Origin of the sequence: Novosphingobium sp. SG751A, assembly GCF_013149295.1 — a bacterium.
Taxonomy (GTDB): domain Bacteria; phylum Pseudomonadota; class Alphaproteobacteria; order Sphingomonadales; family Sphingomonadaceae; genus Novosphingobium.
The window spans coordinates 58,725-75,105 of sequence record NZ_JABGCB010000008.1 but is presented as its reverse complement, the minus strand read 5'-3'; the positions used below and the strand labels follow the sequence as shown (position 1 = coordinate 75,105).

At 62.8% G+C, this 16,381-nt stretch carries 12 protein-coding genes; 9 read left to right on the top strand and 3 right to left on the bottom strand.

Features of this window, described 5'->3' with window-relative positions:
• Window positions 1-48: 48 nt before the first annotated feature.
• Complete coding sequence (locus FHW96_RS12285) at window positions 49-1,800, bottom strand: cation:proton antiporter (protein ID WP_172340869.1); 1,752 nt, start codon at window positions 1,798-1,800, stop codon at window positions 49-51.
• 153 nt (window positions 1,801-1,953) lie between these two features.
• Here FHW96_RS12285 and FHW96_RS12280 point away from each other — a divergent pair, with 153 nt between their 5' ends.
• The 3 genes from FHW96_RS12280 to FHW96_RS12270 all read left to right on the top strand — a co-directional run bounded on the left by FHW96_RS12280 (window position 1,954) and on the right by FHW96_RS12270 (window position 4,013).
• Window positions 1,954-2,619: a TetR/AcrR family transcriptional regulator gene (locus tag FHW96_RS12280; RefSeq protein ID WP_371815701.1), complete on the top strand. Its 666-nt coding sequence runs from the start codon at window positions 1,954-1,956 to the stop codon at window positions 2,617-2,619.
• Between the two features lie 102 nt (window positions 2,620-2,721).
• The gene (locus FHW96_RS12275; RefSeq protein ID WP_253950915.1) at window positions 2,722-3,732 is read left to right on the top strand and encodes an alpha/beta hydrolase; all 1,011 of its coding nucleotides are present in this window, start codon (window positions 2,722-2,724) and stop codon (window positions 3,730-3,732) included.
• A gap of 11 nt (window positions 3,733-3,743) precedes the next feature.
• Window positions 3,744-4,013 carry a hypothetical protein gene (locus tag FHW96_RS12270; RefSeq protein ID WP_172340868.1) on the top strand — a complete coding sequence of 90 codons (270 nt, stop codon included), beginning with the start codon at window positions 3,744-3,746 and terminating at the stop codon, window positions 4,011-4,013.
• Between the two features lie 246 nt (window positions 4,014-4,259).
• Here the strand turns inward: FHW96_RS12270 and FHW96_RS12265 are convergent, their stop codons facing one another.
• Together FHW96_RS12265 and FHW96_RS12260 are read right to left on the bottom strand one after the other, a co-directional pair.
• Window positions 4,260-5,171, bottom strand: coding sequence for a ThuA domain-containing protein (locus FHW96_RS12265; RefSeq protein ID WP_172340867.1), 912 nt, complete (start codon window positions 5,169-5,171; stop codon window positions 4,260-4,262).
• On the bottom strand, window positions 5,168-7,135 hold the full coding sequence (locus FHW96_RS12260) for a pyrroloquinoline quinone-dependent dehydrogenase (protein ID WP_172340866.1): 1,968 nt from the start codon (window positions 7,133-7,135) through the stop codon (window positions 5,168-5,170). Before FHW96_RS12260 ends, FHW96_RS12265 begins: the two co-directional genes overlap by 4 nt.
• A gap of 100 nt (window positions 7,136-7,235) precedes the next feature.
• Here FHW96_RS12260 and FHW96_RS12255 point away from each other — a divergent pair, with 100 nt between their 5' ends.
• From FHW96_RS12255 to FHW96_RS12230, 6 genes are all read left to right on the top strand, one after another.
• Window positions 7,236-7,685 carry a type II 3-dehydroquinate dehydratase gene (locus FHW96_RS12255; protein ID WP_172340865.1) on the top strand — a complete coding sequence of 150 codons (450 nt, stop codon included), beginning with the start codon at window positions 7,236-7,238 and terminating at the stop codon, window positions 7,683-7,685.
• Window positions 7,682-8,956, top strand: a complete 1,275-nt coding sequence (locus FHW96_RS12250; protein ID WP_172340864.1) for an MFS transporter — start codon at window positions 7,682-7,684, stop codon at window positions 8,954-8,956. The genes FHW96_RS12255 and FHW96_RS12250 overlap by 4 nt, the downstream gene beginning before the upstream one ends.
• Before the next feature lie 98 nt (window positions 8,957-9,054).
• Complete coding sequence (locus tag FHW96_RS12245; RefSeq protein ID WP_172340863.1) at window positions 9,055-11,841, top strand: TonB-dependent receptor domain-containing protein; 2,787 nt, start codon at window positions 9,055-9,057, stop codon at window positions 11,839-11,841.
• Window positions 11,842-11,898: 57 nt separating this feature from the next.
• On the top strand, window positions 11,899-12,807 hold the full coding sequence (locus FHW96_RS12240) for a shikimate dehydrogenase (RefSeq protein ID WP_253950914.1): 909 nt from the start codon (window positions 11,899-11,901) through the stop codon (window positions 12,805-12,807).
• 13 nt (window positions 12,808-12,820) lie between these two features.
• Window positions 12,821-14,686 carry a bifunctional sugar phosphate isomerase/epimerase/4-hydroxyphenylpyruvate dioxygenase family protein gene (locus tag FHW96_RS12235; protein WP_172340862.1) on the top strand — a complete coding sequence of 622 codons (1,866 nt, stop codon included), beginning with the start codon at window positions 12,821-12,823 and terminating at the stop codon, window positions 14,684-14,686.
• A 38-nt stretch (window positions 14,687-14,724) separates the two neighbouring features.
• Window positions 14,725-16,374 (top strand): carboxylesterase/lipase family protein, encoded by a 1,650-nt coding sequence (locus FHW96_RS12230; protein ID WP_172340861.1) that lies wholly within the window; start codon window positions 14,725-14,727, stop codon window positions 16,372-16,374.
• Window positions 16,375-16,381: the final 7 nt, after the last annotated feature.

Genomic DNA, 16,381 nt, shown 5'->3' with positions numbered 1-16,381 from the left:
TCATAACCCCTTGCATAAAGGATTGCATAAACGCATCGATCGCTGCGCTTACTCCTCGCCCGATGGCCGCACGATCATCATGCCGCGCGCGGCGCGCACGTCGCCCGCCTCGATCTGGATCTTCAACCGCTCGCGATCATTGGCGCGGTACATTTCCTCGGCTCGGTTGATCGCCTCGATACTGACCCCGCTGTCCTCCAGCGCCAGACGCGCCATCTTGACCGCCGATTCCATCACCTCGCGCACGATCCGCGCGGCGGGCGATTTCTTCAGCCGGATCACCGCGCGCCGGTCATAAGCGCGCACATAGATGCTGGCCTCGGGGAAAGCATGGTGCACCGCCTCGACCGCATCGGCCGAAAGCTGATCGCCATCCATGCAGAACAGGATCATACTGGCATCCTCAGCCCCCGCCAGACGCAGCAGGTCGAGCCGCGTGCCATCGCCGAAATAGACCTTGGCGCCAAAGCTGCTGGCGATGTCGATCATTTCGATATCGGTGTCGATCATGGTCACCGAAATGTCGCTGGCGTTCAGCATCTGCGCCACGCTCTGGCCAAAGCGGCCATAGCCCACGACGATGGCGGCGGCGCGGTCGGCATTTTCCGGCCCCGCGCGCTCGCCCAGCGCCATGGCCGGCTCTTCGCGCATCCGCTTGGTGGCCTTCATCAGGAAAGGCGTAGTGGCCATCGAAACGGTGACGATCGCGCCGAACAGGCTGGCCGCCTCCGGCGCAATCAGCAGCGCGTGTTGGGCCTGCGTAAACAGCACGAAGCCGAATTCGCCGCCTTGGCTGAGCAACATGCCCAGCGCCAGAGCGCCGCGCCATTTCATGCCGAACATCTTGCCGATGGCAAAAATCGCCAGCGTCTTGATCGCCACCAGACCCAGCGCCATGCCGAGGACGAAAAATGGCCTTTCGGCAATGGTGTGCAGATCGAGCATCATGCCCACGGCAAGGAAGAAAAGGCCCAGCAGGATCGAACGGAACGGCTCGACATCAGCCTCCAGCTCATGCCGATAGGGCGAATCCGCCAGCATCACCCCCGCGATAAACGCCCCCAGCGCCGTGGAGAGCCCCAGCAGCTCCATCACCGCCGCGCTGGCCATCACCGTGAAGAGCGCGGCGACAATGAACATTTCGCGCTCGCCCAGATTGCCGATCAGGCGGAACAACGGGCGGATCAGATAGCGCCCGGCAAGGATCAGCCCCGCAATCGCCAGCACCGTATACAGCCCCAATTGCCAGCCCGGAGGCCCATTGGCATCGGCCGGATTGCGGCTCATCGTGGCGATGATCGTGATCATCGGGATGATCGAGAGATCCTGAAACAGCAGGATGGCAAAGGTGCGCTCGCCAAAGGGGGTGCGCAGACGCCCCGCCGCCTGAAGCATCGGCAAGACCTGCGCGGTCGAGGACAAAGCCAGCGGCATCCCCAGCGCCAGCGCCGCCGTGGGCGAGAGCATCGTGGCCGCAAAGATAAAGCCCGCCAGCGCCGCCCCGCAGGCCACCACCTGTATCGCCCCCAGCCCCAGAATATCGCGCCGCATCTTCCACAGGCGCGCCGGGTTCAATTCCAGCCCGACCAGAAACAACAGCAGCGTGATGCCGAGTTCGGCAAAGCCCATCTTCTGTTCGGCCTCGCCCACAAGGCCCAGCACATGCGGCCCCACCACCGCGCCCGCCAGCAGATAGCCCAAGGTGGCCCCCAGCCCCAGCCGCCGGAACACCAGCACAAAGACCATGGCAAAACCCAGCAGCAGAAATCCGTCATGCAACAGGGACGAGCTATTTTCCATGAATTAACCGGGCTTTCAGATAGAGTTTGTCGCCTTGTGGCACATCCGCCCGGCGCCTGCCACCCCGACGGGGATGACAAGCGGCAATGCTTGGGCTAGGCCGATTACGGATCAGGCACGGGATTGCCCTGACCCGCGGGAGTTGCAAGCAAGGTGACGCAAGACAGCATAGCCCAATCTGAAAATACGGGCCTTTCCAAGCGCCAGTTGACCGCGCTGCGCACGCGCGAGGATATTCTCGAGGTTGCGGGCCACGAATTTTCCGAAAAAGGGCTGGCGGGCGCGCGGATCGACGAGATCGCGGAAAAGACGCAGACCTCCAAGCGGATGATCTATTATCATTTCGGCAGCAAGGATGGGCTGTATCAGGCGGTTTTGCAACGCGCCTATGAAACGATCCGTAATCAGGAACAGGCCGCGCGGTTCGAGGATCTCTCGCCCGAACAGGCTTTGCGCGCGATCATCGGGCACAATTTCGACTATCACTTCGAACATCCCGATTTCGTCCGTCTTGTCATGAATGAAAACGTTCACAAGGGCGAGCATATCGCCCAGATCCCCGGCATGCAGGAACGCAACCGCACCGTGATCGCGGCGCTGGGCGCGATCCTGAAAAAGGGCGTGGATCAGGGTGTGTTTCGCGAAGGGATCGACCCGGTCGATCTGCACATGACGATTTCGGCGCTGTCTTTCTACAACGTATCCAACCGGTACACATTCCGCCAGAACTTTGGCGTGGACTTTGCCGAATCCGCGCAAAAGGCACGGCGCCGGGTGCAGATCATCGATTGCGTTCTGCGCTGGGTAAAGGCCGGATAAGGCGATTATCCACCCTTGATACAATTTGTGCCAAGCGCCCCGTTGCGCCCTCGCGACTGATGTGTACTATCCGGTTCACATAACACAGTCTGAGAGGGCCTCATGAGCAAATATCTTCTTACCCTGGCGCTGGCCATGGCGCTGCCGGGCGTGGCGCAAGCAGGGGCCGCAAAAGCCGCCCCGCGCGTGTTCCCCGTGGCGGCCCAGCCGGTGCTGGAAGATCACTATCCGGTGCATGTTACCCAATGGCCCGGCGGCGTGACCAGCCTTGCCGATGTCACCTATTCCACCATCCCCGGCTATCGCCCGATGATCGTCGATATCTATATGCCGCCCAAGACCGTGGGGCCAAAGCCGCTGGTGCTCTATATCCATGGCGGCGGCTGGGTGGCGGGGCATACGCGCCATTCGGGCGCGCTGGCCAATTTCCCCGCCGCGCTGGCGCGTCTGGCGAGCGAAGGCTTTGTGGTGGCCAGCCTCGAATATCGCCTCGCCGCCGAAGCGCCCTTCCCGGCACAGGTGCAGGACGCCCGCGCGGCGCTGCGCTTCCTGAAGGGCAATGCGACCCGTTTTGGCATCGACCCCACCCGCACCGGCATCTGGGGCGGATCGGCGGGCGGCCACCTTTCGGCGCTGACGGCGCTGAGCTGCGGCGACGCCTCGCTTGACGCCGCAGGCACCAAGGCCGCGCCGGGCAGCGAATGCGTGCAGGCCGCCGCGATCTGGTACGGCGTGTTCGATTTCGCCGCCCTCTCCGCAGGCCGACCCGGCGGACAGGATGGCGCAGCGGGCAAGCTGCTGGGCTGCGATGGCCCCTGCACAGCGGAAAAATTCGCCGCCGCCAGTCCCAACACCTATATTGACGCCAAGGACCCGCCCTTCCTGCTGATCCACGGCGTCGAGGACAAGACCGTTCCCGTCGCCCAATCGCATCTGGCCGAGGAGAAGCTGAAAGCAGCAGGCGTGCCGGTCGAAAGCATCTATATCGAAGGCGTCGATCACAGCTTCATCGGCAAGACCCCCGCGCAAACCCGCGAGGCCAGCCTGCGCGCGATGAACGCCACCTTCGACTTCTTCCACGCCCGCCTTGACAAGAAGAGCGCGGCGAAATGAAGCCACTGTGGATGATGCTGCCAGTGTTGGCGGCATTTTTGGCGGGCGGACTGAGGGCGCAGGATACCGCGCCCTCCTTTCCCGCCGGAGAGGGCCAGGCCGCGGTGCAAACCGCCTGCGCCGCATGCCACCCCCCCGCCATCGTCGCCAGCAAGCGCTATGACGCCGACAAATGGGCCGAAGTGGTCGATCAGATGATCGGCAAAGGCGCCAAAGTTTCGGATGCTGATTATGATGTGATCGTGGCCTATCTGGCGAAGAATTATGGGGTGGGGAAGTAAGGGTTTAAAGATGCGAGGGTCTAGACCCTCGCGCTCCCGTTACTGTCTTTGTTGCGCCATGGGTTCGGTCAAATGTGTCGGACGCGCCGTTGGAAATTTTAAAGCCTGCGGCGCTTATCAGCGCAACATCGCCGCGCCGCAGGCTTTAACTTTATCGGCTCATCACCCTATTAGCGTATTAGACGCAACCCCATAACGGGATTGCAAAGGGACAAGTCCCTTTGCCCGCCAGAGGCATAAAACCCCTCACTTCATCCCATGCGGCACCGGCTTCTCGCCCCCATTAACCGCCCACTTCACTGCCTCCAGAACCATAGTGCGGATACGCGGATCGTCCCAACTGGCGTCCGTGTGCCCGAGGCCGGAATAGAACACGCGCCCCTGCCCATAGGACTTGATCCACGCGACGGGGAAATCGCCATCCTTGCGATGGACCATCGGCGCAGCCATGTTGACGCTGGACGTGTCGATGCGGGCCAGCACATCCACCTTGTCACGCGAATAGGGGTTGGGCAGCATCTGGTAATGCTCGTCCTTCAGCACCATGCCGGTTTTCAGCCCCTTCATGGCCGGGAAACCGGGCCGCTCGACGATGATCTTGGCGTCCGAAATCATCCATGGGTGGTTATCGAAAACCCCGCCCAGCATCTCGCCATATTCGGGCCAGTTGGTGGCTGTGGCCGTGGCGGTATGGATGCCGATAAAGCCCTTGCCATCCTTGGCCACGTAATCAAGCAGATCCTGCTTCTGCTGCGGTGAAAGCGTGGTGTCGCCATTGGTGTAGAACAGCACAGCGTCGAAATAGTCGAGGTTCTTGCCCCTCGCCTGCTTCGGCCCACCCTTGGCATAGTCAAACTTGCCCCATGTCTCGCCCTTGGTGATCCAGTCCATGTCGGTGCGGATAAAGGTGACATAGGCCCCGCTCTCGCGCCCGATCTGCTCGATGACGGAGACGGCGTGGCTGACGGCCATATGGGCGCTCTGATTGCCGGTGGACAGGTCGGCGATCACCAGCAGGCGCTTCTTGCCCGCATAGGCATCCTGATAGCCGGGCGGCGGGGTGCGCGGCGGGCCATTGGGCGCGGCAGGCAGCGGCGTCTGGCCCGAGAGCATCAGCGCCAGACCGGCGCAGGCGGCAAAACGAAGCGCGATTTTCATTGTCCGGCATCCTTCTTAGGCAGCGCAAAGGCGGTAATCGTGTCCGAAGTCAGCGGGCTGTCGAGGAAGGTTCCGCCTGTGGCGGCAATAGCCACATATTGGCGCCCATCCCGCCCCGTATAGGTCATCGGCGTGGCATGGGCGGCGGCGTCCAGTTTCACCTCCCAAACCATCTTGCCCGTGGCCGTGGCAAAGGCGCGGAAGCGGTTGTCATCGGTCGCGCCGACAAAGGTCAGCCCGCCCGCCGTGGTGATCGCCCCGCCCATGTTGGGCCGCCCGGTGAGCTTCTTGCCCTCAGGCGCCTCGTCGGAGATACCCAAAGGCACCTGCCAGCGGATCTTGCCGGTGGTCATATCTACGCCCCACAGGCGGCCCCATGGCCCTTTCTGACACAGCAGGCGGCTGTTATCCGGGCGGAACCGGCCCGAAGGCTGGCCGCGCTCAAAAGGCAGAGGGCCTTTGGAAGGCACCATTTTCGTCACCTGCCCCAGATCATGCGTGTTGACCACCAGCAGGTGCTGCCCCGGATCATAAGTCGCCCCGCCCCAATTGCCCCCGCCGAGCAGGCCGGGGAAGCTGATCGTGACCTTGTTCAGATGGATCGGGGTGTAGATCGTACCCTCGACCATCTGATTGTCGGCAATCCATTTGGCGCAGGTGTCGCGCAGTTCCGGCGTCAGGTCGGTGATGTCATTTTTGATGGAAAAACTTGTGCGCCCCAGCGGCGGCGTCACCAGCGGGAAAGGCTGGGTGGCCGAGGCCTTTTCGCCCGGCACGTCGCTCGCCGGAACGCGGCGCTCGGCGATGGGGAAGATCGGCTTGCCCGTTTCGCGGTTCAGTACAAAAAGCAGCGCGGATTTCGAGATCACCGCGACGGCGGGAACCTTGCGCCCCTTGACCGTGGCATCAAACAACAGCGGCGCGGCTTCTAAGTCACCATCCCAGATGTCATGATGAACCACCTGGAAATGCCAGAGATATTTTCCGGTCTTGGCATCCGCCGCGACCAAGGATGTGCCGAAAAGATTGTCGCCCGCCCGGTCGCCGCCATAGCGGTCAAAGGTGGGCGCGCCAAAGGGCATGTACACAATGCCGCGCTTCTCATCGACGCTCAGAAAGCCCCATGCATTGACCCCGCTGCGCCCTTCCGCGCTGCCCGGCGCCCATGTGTCATAGCCCTTCTCGCCCTTGCGCGGCACGGAATGAAACGTCCAGACCAGATGACCATCGCGCGCGTCCCATGCGCGCACATCGCCCGCCGCGCCCTTGGCGGGAAATTCCTGCACCGCGCTGCCGGTGATGATCAGATTGCCGTAAACGATGGGCGGGCTGGTCATGCCGTAAAAGCGCGCCTCGCCGCCGTTCAGGATCTCGGGCGTTTTCATCTCGACCACGCCATGATCGCCAAAGCCCTCTGCGAAGGCGCCGGTCGCCGCGTCCAGCGCGATCAGGCGGCCGTCGCGCGTGCCGAACACAATGCGCGGGGGCGTTTGCGCGTCCCCTGCCCAATATTCAACGCCGCGCAAGCTCGGCTGGCCGGGGCCCGGAATGGTGGTGGCCCAGAGTTCCGCGCCGGTGTCGGGGTTGAGCGCAACCACGCGGCCATAGGGGGTTGAAACGAACATCCGCCCGTTCACCACCAGCGGCGTGACCTCGGACCCGGCAAAACGGCTGCGGCGCGCGCGCGGACCTGCGGGCGCGCCGCCTGCGGTCATATCAGGAAGACCCTCGGCGCGGCGCTGTGCATCGGCGTTTGCGTCGGTGGTGGTCGCGGGCGTCGCGGGCCGCATGTGATAGACCCATGCCGGGGCCAATTGGCCCGCATTGGCCGGCGTAATGGCCTTTAACGGCGAGTGACGCTGGCCGCCCTTGTCATGGCCATAGGTGGCCCAGTCGCCCGGCGCTTGCGCGAAGGCAACGCCCGACAAGAGCGCAGTCGCGATTCCGGCGAATCCCCAACGCATCACATTCTCCCTATTTTCATTTATGAACTGGTTCGTACATAATTCTTCCCATGGCAAGCGGTTTCGATTATGCCGAGGCCAAACAAGGGAGAGACATGCCATGGGTGGCACGATTCTGGTCCTCAACGGGCCGAACCTCAATTTGCTGGGCGAGCGCGAGCCGCATATTTATGGCCATGAAACGCTGGCCGATGTGCAGGCTATGTGTGAGGCTGAAGTGGCCGGAACGGGCTATCAAATCGACTTTCGACAAACCAATGCGGAACATGAAGCGGTCGATTGGATTCAGGCCGCGCGCAAGGGCCATGCCGGGATCGTCTTCAACCCCGCCGCCTTCACCTATGCCGCCTATCCCATCCTAGACGCGCTCAAGATGGTCGACTGCCCGGTGGTCGAAGTCCACATCAGCAACATCCACCGCCGCGAGGCCGAATGGCGCAGCCACTCGATCATGACGCAAGTGGTCACGGGCATCATCTCGGGCCTGGGCATCAACGGCTATCCGCTGGGCGTGCGCCATGTGATGTGGGCGCGGGAGCGCGCGAAATGAAGCCGACCACCAAGCGCCTTACCGTCCTTGCGCTGATCTCCACGGCCACGCTGATCAATTATCTCGACCGTTCGGTGATGGGCGTGGCCAAGCCCGAACTGGTCAGGGAACTGCATATCACGCCCGAGGTTATGGGCCTGATCTTTTCCGCCTTTTCATGGACCTATGCGCTGGCGCAGATCCCCGGCGGCTATGTGCTTGACCGCCTTGGCACGCGCCTGACCTATGCGCTTTCGCTGGGCCTGTGGTCGGCGATGACGGCGCTGCACGGGCTGGCGACGGGCGTGGCCGGTCTGGTTTCCGCCCGCCTCGCGCTGGGTCTGGCCGAGGCGCCCTGCTTCCCCGCTAACAGCCGCGTGCTGTCCACATGGTTTCCGCAGAACGAACGCGCCAAGGCGACGGGCGTTTACACCGTAGGCGAATATATCGGGCTTGGCCTGCTGATCCCGGTGCTGGGCTGGATGTTGGCGCATTATGGCTGGCGCTCGCTGTTCTTCGTGGTCGGCGCGCTGGGCATCGCTTTTGCTTTCCTGTTCCACCGTCTCTATCGCGAGCCGCAGGATAGCAATGCAAATCAAGCCGAAATCGACCTGATCGCGGCCGGCGGCGGCTTTTCGGGCGGCATCTCCAGCAGCTCAGGGCCCATCGCCTTCAGCTGGGCGAATGTCCGCCGACTGGTCACCACGCGCCAGATCGCGGGCGCCTCGATCGGGCAATTCTGCTCGAATTCCACGCTGGTTTTCTTCCTGACATGGTTCCCGTCCTATCTGGCCGAGGAACGCGGGATGACCTTCATCAAGTCGGGCTGGCTGGTCTCGCTGCCCTATATTGCGGCGGCGGCGGGAGTGATGCTGGGGGGCGTGTTCTCCGACTGGCTGATTCGCGCCACCGGCTCGCCCACCATCGGGCGCAAGGTGCCGATCATCGCGGGCCTCCTGCTGTGCGCCAGCATGGTTTCGGCCAATTACATGGACAGCAACAATGCCGTGATCGCCGTCATGAGTCTGGCATTTTTCGGTCAGGGTCTGGCCGGGCTCGGTTGGACACTTTTGTCCGATGTCGCGCCCAAGGAGATGATGGGGCTGACGGCGGGCCTGTTCAACTTTTTTACCAATATGGCTGGCATCATCACCCCGCTGGTGGTCGGTTTTGCCGTGGGTGCCACGGGCAGCTTCTATGGCGCGCTGGCCTATATCGGCGCGCTGGGGATTATCGGTACGCTGGCCTATCTGATCGTGCTGGGCCCGGTCGAGCGGGTGAAAATCGACTGAAGAACGATGGCGGGTGTCAAGGCCTATTGACGCCTGCCATTCATGTATGTACCAGTTAGTTCACAAACAGATTACAACGCCCTTGGGAGGGGACAATCATGCAATTCAAGATGCGTTTCATCGCGCAAAGCTCTGTGCTTGCGGTGGCTCTGGCCTGCGCCCAGTCGGCCTATGCTCAGGAGGCCAAGCCCGAAGCCGAAATCATCGTCACCGGCTCCAGCATCAAGGGTGTCGCCCCGGTCGGCTCCAACCTCGTCACCGTCACCCGCACCGATCTGGAAGCAACCGGCGCGCAGACCGTGCAGCAGGTCTTGAAGACCGTCCCCTCGGTCGTCGGCCTGCAAAGCGCGGGGCAAGGCGCCTTCGGTTCGGCGGACGGTTCGGGCACCAACGCACCCACCATCCACGGCCTTGGCGCTTCGGCCTCGAACTCGACGCTGGTGCTGATCAACGGCCACCGCCTGCCCACCAGCGGCATCAACCACGTGCTGGCCGATCCCAATATTCTGGCCCCCATGGCGCTGGAGCGGGTCGAGGTGCTGGCCGATGGCGCCTCCTCGGTTTACGGTTCGGACGCGGTGGCGGGCGTGATCAACTTCATCACCCGCAAAAAGGTCAACGGCTTTGAGGCCAACGTCCAGAAGGGCTTTGCCAGCGGTTACAATTCGCTGACCGCAGGCCTGCTCTGGGGCCAGACCTATGACACGGGCAGCGTGCTGGTCTCGTATAATTATTCAGACCGTTCCAACCTCGCCGCCTCCTCGCGCTCTTATGCCAGCAGCGCCGACCTGCGCAGCCGCGGCGGCACCAATTTCACCCCCACCCGCTGCAATGACATCACCACGGCCACGGGCTGCGATCCGGTGAAATCGTGGGATCTGCTGCCTTCGGAAAAGCGCCATAACGTCTATGCCCAGATCACCAAGGAAGTGGGCGAAAAGCTGCATCTCTATGCCGACTTCATCTATTCGAACCGCCGCAACGTCCAGAACGTGACGCGCGGCAGCGCCAGCGGCACGGTCTATGGCACCGCCTACACCGGCGTCCTGCCCGCTGGTCGTTCAATCAACCCGTTCTACAGCGGCACCACCACGACGGCGAACTGGAACGCCGACGGCATGTTCGGCCCCGGCGCGACCATCACCGGCACCGCCGAGGACATCTCGATCCGCGCCGATGCGATCTATGACCTGTCCCCCAAGTGGCAGATCAACGTAGGCGGCGTCTATGGTTCGGACAGCTCGACGCAGGTCAACGTGGGTCAGTTGAACGCTTCGGTGTTCAACCTCGCGCTCAACGGCTTCACCTCGGCGGCCATCAACGGTGTCTCGCAATCGGTGTCGCAGGCGCTGACCACGGCCAATGCCATCGACCTGTGGGCCAACGGCACGTCGGCGGCCACCAAGTCCGCGCTGGTCGACAATCGCCAGTTCCAATATGCGCGTCAGCTCATGCGCAATGCCTATGTGAAGGTTTCAGGCGACCTGTTCGATCTGCCTGCAGGCCCGGCCAAGATCGCCATCGGCGGCGAGCTGATGGGCTATGAGATGGATCAGTATAACATCCGCGCCAACAATCTGGGCATTGCCAGCCAGGCTTCGCAGGCGTTCAACACCCATTACAACCGCAACGTCCAATCGGCCTATGGCGAGCTGTATGTGCCGATCATCAAGGACAGCGTCATAAAGCTGCTCGACCTCAATATCTCGGGCCGTTACGACCATTACAGCGACTTCGGCAGCACGACCAACCCCAAGCTGGCAATGAACTTTGAACCCGTTCGCGGCATCAAGTTCCGCGCCAACTGGGCCAAGAGCTTTGTGGCCCCGGCGCTGACCTCGATCGGGTCGAACGGGACGGGTCTGACGGGTGAATCGGGCTATTCGGGCATTGTGCCCAGCGGCATTCCGGGCGGTTCGCCCACGATCTCGATCGCCAATTTCCCCTCGATCACTTCGGTTCCGGGCGTGACCTGCTCGGCCACGGCTTGTACGCTGGGCAGCAGCACCAACGGCGTGCTGGTAACGGGCGGCAATGGCAATCTGAAGCCGCAAAAGGGCACCGCATGGAGCGTGGGCGTCGACCTCACCCCGGTTCAGGTGCCGGGCCTGCGCATCAGCGTGACCTATTGGAAGAACCAGTTGCGCGGCGGCATCACCGCGCCTCAGGCCCCGTTGGCGCTGGGCTCGGCGGATCTGTCCTATCTGCTGCAACTCTATCCCACCGGCGCCACCACGGCCCAGATCGCGGCGCTGGGCGCGGGCCTGCCCCAGACCGGCGTCATCACCAACCCGGTATATTACAGCTATAACTTCCAGCAGCAGAATGCGCTCAACCTCAATGTCGCGGGTCTGGACGTTTCGGCCAATTACCGGTTCGACACGCCGGTCGGCCGCTTCAACATCGGCGCCGCCTTCACCCGCAAGCTCCAGTTCGAGCAGTATTTCGGCACCAACGGCACCAAGTTCAGCGTGCTGGGCACTTCGGGCTTCAACACCACCTTCCCCAGCGTGAAGATGGAAGGCCGCGCCAATATCGGCTATGACAAGGGCCCTCTCAGCGCCGATGTCTTCGTCAATTATCTGGGCAGCTACACCTATTGGGGCTCCTCGGTGGTCAACCCGATCATCCGCACCAATGGCGTGCCCACCGGCGGCGGCGACTATGTCAAGCCCTTCACCACGGTGGACCTGCACCTTGCCTATACGTTCAAGAACCTGAGCGTGATCAAGGAAGCGCAATTCTATCTGGACGTGAACAACCTGCTCGATCAGGCGCCGCCTTTTGTGAACACCTACACGGTCAATGGCGCAGTCGGCTATGACGGGCTTAACGCCAACCCGCTGGGCCGCGTTATCAATATCGGTCTGCGGACCAAATTCTGATCCTCCCCTGCCCCGCCCCGGATCGCTCCGGGGCGGGTCTTTTTGATAGGAAATACAATGACACAGCCCGCCCCTTCCCTTTCTCCTTCCGCAATGGTCGGCATTGGCAAGGGACGGGTTCTGGCCGGACTGCTGGGGCGCGGCATTCTGGAAAGCCGCACGCCGTGGATGCAGGAATGCGAGGCGCAGGCGCAGGGTCTGCATATGGTCTATTCCCTGCTGGATTTTTCCGATCGCGGATGGGGCGATGATGCGCTGGGCGACGCGCTTGATGCGGTTCAGCGGGTCGGCTTTGCCGGGGTCAATGTAACCTTTCCGTTCAAGCAAGCGGTGGTGCCGCTGCTCGACGAACTCTCGCCCCAGGCCGCCGCGATCGGGGCGGTCAATACGGTGGCGTTTCGCGATGGGCGGCGGATTGGCTATAACACCGATGTCACCGGCTTTGCCCATGCCTTTGGCGACAGGATGGGCGGTGAGAAGCTGGAGCGCGTGCTGCAACTGGGCTGCGGCGGGGCGGGGTCGGCTACGGCCCATGCGCTGCTCTCGTTGAATGGCGTGGCGCATCTGGTGCTGACCGATACTGATCCGGTGCGGGCCGAGGCCCTGCGCGCGCAATTGACCGCCGCCTATGGCGAAGGGCGCGCCAGCGTGGCCCCCGATGCGGCGCAGGCCGCCGCCGACGTGGATGGAATTGTCAACGCCACCCCCATCGGCATGGCCAAGTTCCCCGGCATGCCCATCGTGGCGGAGGCTTTGCAGCCCCATCACTGGGTTTCCGAAATCATCTATTTCCCGCTCGAGACACAATTGCTGAAAACGGCAAAAGCCCTCGGGTGTCGCACCATGACGGGACGGGGCATGGCGGTGGGTCAGGCGGTGGACGCTTTCCGCATCTTCACCGGCCTGACCCCCGACCGGCAAAGGATGTGGGACAGTTTCTCGAAGTTTGAGCAAAACGCGAATTGAGGGAGGCAAGGCGATGACATTCAAGACTTCTATCGCCACCGTCTCGATCAGCGGGGCCCTCTCCGACAAGTTGCGCGCGATTGCCGAGGCGGGCTATGGCGGGGCGGAGATTTTCGAGAACGACCTGCTATCGGCCCCCGAAAGCGCGCGGGAAATCGGCGCGCTGATGCGTGAGCTTGATCTGGCCTGCACGATGTTCCAGCCTTTTCGCGATCTGGAGGGCCTGCCCGACGATATGCGCACCCGCGCTTTTGAGCGGATGAAGCGCAAGTTTGAGGTGATGGAGCAATTGGGCACCGATCTGGTGCTGCTGTGTTCAAATTGTTCGCCCCACGCGATGGATGATCGGGGGCGGATGCTCGATGATCTCCACGAACTGGGCGAGATGGCCGCCGCCCATGGCAAGCGCGTGGGCTATGAGGCGCTGGCGTGGGGGCGCCATGTGGCTGATCACCGCGACAGTTGGGCGCTGGTTCGCGATTGTGATCACCCGGCCATCGGTCTTGTGCTGGACGGATTCCATTCGCTGGCCCGGCGCATCCCTTCGGCCAGCATTGGCGACATCCGGCCCGAAAAGCTGTTCATCGTCCAGGTGGCCGATGCGCCGATGCTGGATATGGATTACCTCAATTGGTCGCGCCATTTCCGCTGTATGCCGGGGCAAGGCGACTTTCCGCTGGCCGAATGGGCCGCCGCGATTGCGCGCACCGGCTATGACGGCTGGTGGAGCCTTGAGATCTTCAACGACCGGTTCCGCGCAGGCAGCGCGCATCAGGTGGCGCGGGACGGGCATCGATCCCTGCGCTTGCTGGAGGATCAGGCGGCGCGTTTGCTCAAACGCCCCTCGCCCATGCCGCCGCGCATCGCGCCCAAGGGCGTGGAATTCATCGAATTTGCCGCATCCCACGAGGAAGCCGAGGATTTCGCCCGCGTATTCCGCGCACTGGGCTTTGCGCCCGTGGGCCAGCATCGGTCCAAGGACGTGACCCGCTGGGCGCAGGGGCAGATCAATCTGGTGGTCAATTCCGAACCCGAAGGTCTGGCGCATAGTTTCGACATGGTCCACGGCGGATCGGTCTGCGCGATTGGTCTGGCGGTGCCGGATCAGAAGGCGGCGCTTGACCGGGCGCAGGCTCTGGACATTCCACGCTTTGCTCAGCCCGTGGGGCCGGAGGAATGGGAAATCCCCTCGCTGCGCGGCGTAGGGGGCAGTTTGCTCTATCTGGTGGACGCCGAGACGCGCGATGCGATGTGGGCCGATGAATTCCCCCGCGCGGCTGAGGCTGCGCCCGCCAAGCCCCTGCTGACACGCGTCGATCATATTGCCCAAACGATGCAATATGAGGAAATGCTGAGCTGGCTGCTCTATTACCACGCGCTGCTGGATGTCAAAAAGACGCCTCAACTGGAAATCGCCGATCCGATGGGGCTGGTCTATAGCCAAGCGGTGGAAACGGCTGACGGCGCTTTGCGCTTCACCCTCAACGGCTCGATGGCGGTGCAATCGCTCTCCTCACGCTTCATTCAGGCCTATTTCGGCGCGGGCGTCCAGCATATCGCCTTTGCCAGCGAGGACGTTTTTGCCGCAGCCCAGGCGGCGGCGGATGCGGGTCTGCCGATGCTGGATATCGGCCCCAATTATTACGAGGACCTGGAGGCAAAATATGCCCTTGATCCCGAACTCCTCGCGCGGATGGAGCGATTGAACATCCTCTATGACCGCGACGGGGATGCTGAATATTTTCAGTTCTACACCCGCGCCGTGGCCAAGCGCGTGTTTTTCGAGGTGGTCGAGCGGCGCGGTTATGATGGCTATGGCGCCGTCAACGCCCCGATCCGATTGAACGCACAGGCCAAATACCGCGACCCGCTCGTCTGAAACGGGCGCGGACTTCCCCCTACTGAGGAGAGAGTGTGATGAAGGGCAATGCCTTTGCCGCGAGCATGATAGCGATTGCATTGGGAACCGGCGCCTTGCAGGCCGCTGACAGGTCGATGCAGCCCATCGCCTCGGACCCCGTCGAAACCAGCAGCGGCCGCGTGGCGGGCACCGCACTGGCATCGGGGGTCAAGGCCTATCTGGGCGTGCCCTTTGCACAGGCGCCCACCGGCGACCTCCGCTGGGCCCCGCCCAAGCCGTCGCACTGGACCGGCATTTTCAACGCCGACCGCAAAGGCCCCGCCTGCATCCAAGTGCTGCGCCCGCATGACATCAACCACTATTTCGGCGAGGAAGCGACCGGCGAGGATTGCCTGACGCTCAACCTGTGGACCAATGCCAAGGCGGGTGACAAGCGCCCCGTGGTCGTATTTCTCTATGGCGGCGGCTTTACCATCGGTTCGTCCGGCATGGCCAATTATGATGGCGAGGCCATGGCCAAGGCAGGCGCGGTTTTCGTCAATTTCAACTATCGCGTGGGGGCTTTGGGCTTCCTTGCCCATCCCGAACTGACCAAGGAACAGGGCGGCGCATCGGGCAATTATGGCCTGATGGATCAGACGCTTGCCCTGCAATGGGTGCGCGACAATATCGCCAAATTCGGCGGCGACCCGGACAAAGTGGTCATCATGGGCCAGTCGGCGGGCGCAGGCTCGGTGGCGGCGCAGGTGCTGGCGCCTGCGGCACGCGGGCTGTTCCGCGCGGCGGTCATGTCCTCGGGCTGCAACCTGCGCGGGGCCAAGCCCACGTTGGCGGATGCAGAAAAGATCGGTCTGGCGTTTCAGGAAAAGCTGGGCGCGAAAAGCCTGAGCGAAATGCGCGCCATGGCGGCCGACCGCATTCTGGCCACGCAGTCGGAATCGCAACTGGGCCTGTCGGTGTCGGGCGTGCGGATCAACGGGCCGATCGTCGATGGCCGGGTCCTGCCGCAACAGGCCGCCGATGCTGTGGCCGGCGGCAATTTTGCCAAGGTGCCGATGATCGCCTCGTTCAACGAGGATGACATGGCGTTTGGCTTTGACGCGATCACCGGGGCCAAAACCGTGGCCGATTATCAGGCAGGCGCGCAAAAGCTGTTTGGCGCCGATGCTGCGGCTTTTCTGAAACTCTATCCCGCCAAGACCGACGCTGATGTGCGCGCCGCCGCCCGCCGCGCCGCGCAGGACGCCAATCTGGCCTCCTCGGCCCGCGCCTGCGCGGTCGACACTGCGGCTCAGGGCGTGAATGTCTTCATCGACGAATATGCCCGCCGCCACCCCTATATTCCGGGTGTCAAACTGGCCGATCAGGATACCGCCACCGTTGGCGCCTATCACACCGCCGACATCCCCTATTGGTTCGGCACCCAGGACGCCTATAATTCCATCCGCCCCACCCGCCAGTGGACCGAATGGGACCGCACCCTGTCGAAACAGATGATGGAGGCGCTGCTGGCGCTGGCCAACACCGGATCGCCCGATACACCCGCCATGCCGTGGAAGCCATGGAGCGCAAAGAACGACACGCTGGTCTGGTTTGGTGACAAGGTGGAGAGTGTAAAGCTCAATGTGGCTGGACAGACCTGGTTGGCCGCGCATAAGCCTGCCGCCTCGGCCCAGCCCCCCCGACTGTCGCGGCCCCGCGATTAAAGCATAA

Bases quoted from the DNA above. Each gene is read 5' to 3' on its own strand.
- FHW96_RS12250 (WP_172340864.1), top strand. From the start codon at position 7,682: ATGAAGCCGACCACCAAGCGCCTTACCGTCCTTGCGCTGATCTCCACG.
- FHW96_RS12275 (WP_253950915.1), top strand. From the start codon at position 2,722: ATGAGCAAATATCTTCTTACCCTGGCGCTGGCCATGGCGCTGCCGGGC.
- FHW96_RS12285 (WP_172340869.1), bottom strand. From the start codon at position 1,800: ATGGAAAATAGCTCGTCCCTGTTGCATGACGGATTTCTGCTGCTGGGT.
- FHW96_RS12260 (WP_172340866.1), bottom strand. From the start codon at position 7,135: ATGCGTTGGGGATTCGCCGGAATCGCGACTGCGCTCTTGTCGGGCGTT.
- FHW96_RS12270 (WP_172340868.1), top strand. From the start codon at position 3,744: ATGATGCTGCCAGTGTTGGCGGCATTTTTGGCGGGCGGACTGAGGGCG.
- FHW96_RS12245 (WP_172340863.1), top strand. From the start codon at position 9,055: ATGCAATTCAAGATGCGTTTCATCGCGCAAAGCTCTGTGCTTGCGGTG.
- FHW96_RS12265 (WP_172340867.1), bottom strand. From the start codon at position 5,171: ATGAAAATCGCGCTTCGTTTTGCCGCCTGCGCCGGTCTGGCGCTGATG.
- FHW96_RS12230 (WP_172340861.1), top strand. From the start codon at position 14,725: ATGAAGGGCAATGCCTTTGCCGCGAGCATGATAGCGATTGCATTGGGA.
- FHW96_RS12235 (WP_172340862.1), top strand. From the start codon at position 12,821: ATGACATTCAAGACTTCTATCGCCACCGTCTCGATCAGCGGGGCCCTC.
- FHW96_RS12240 (WP_253950914.1), top strand. From the start codon at position 11,899: ATGACACAGCCCGCCCCTTCCCTTTCTCCTTCCGCAATGGTCGGCATT.
- FHW96_RS12255 (WP_172340865.1), top strand. From the start codon at position 7,236: ATGGGTGGCACGATTCTGGTCCTCAACGGGCCGAACCTCAATTTGCTG.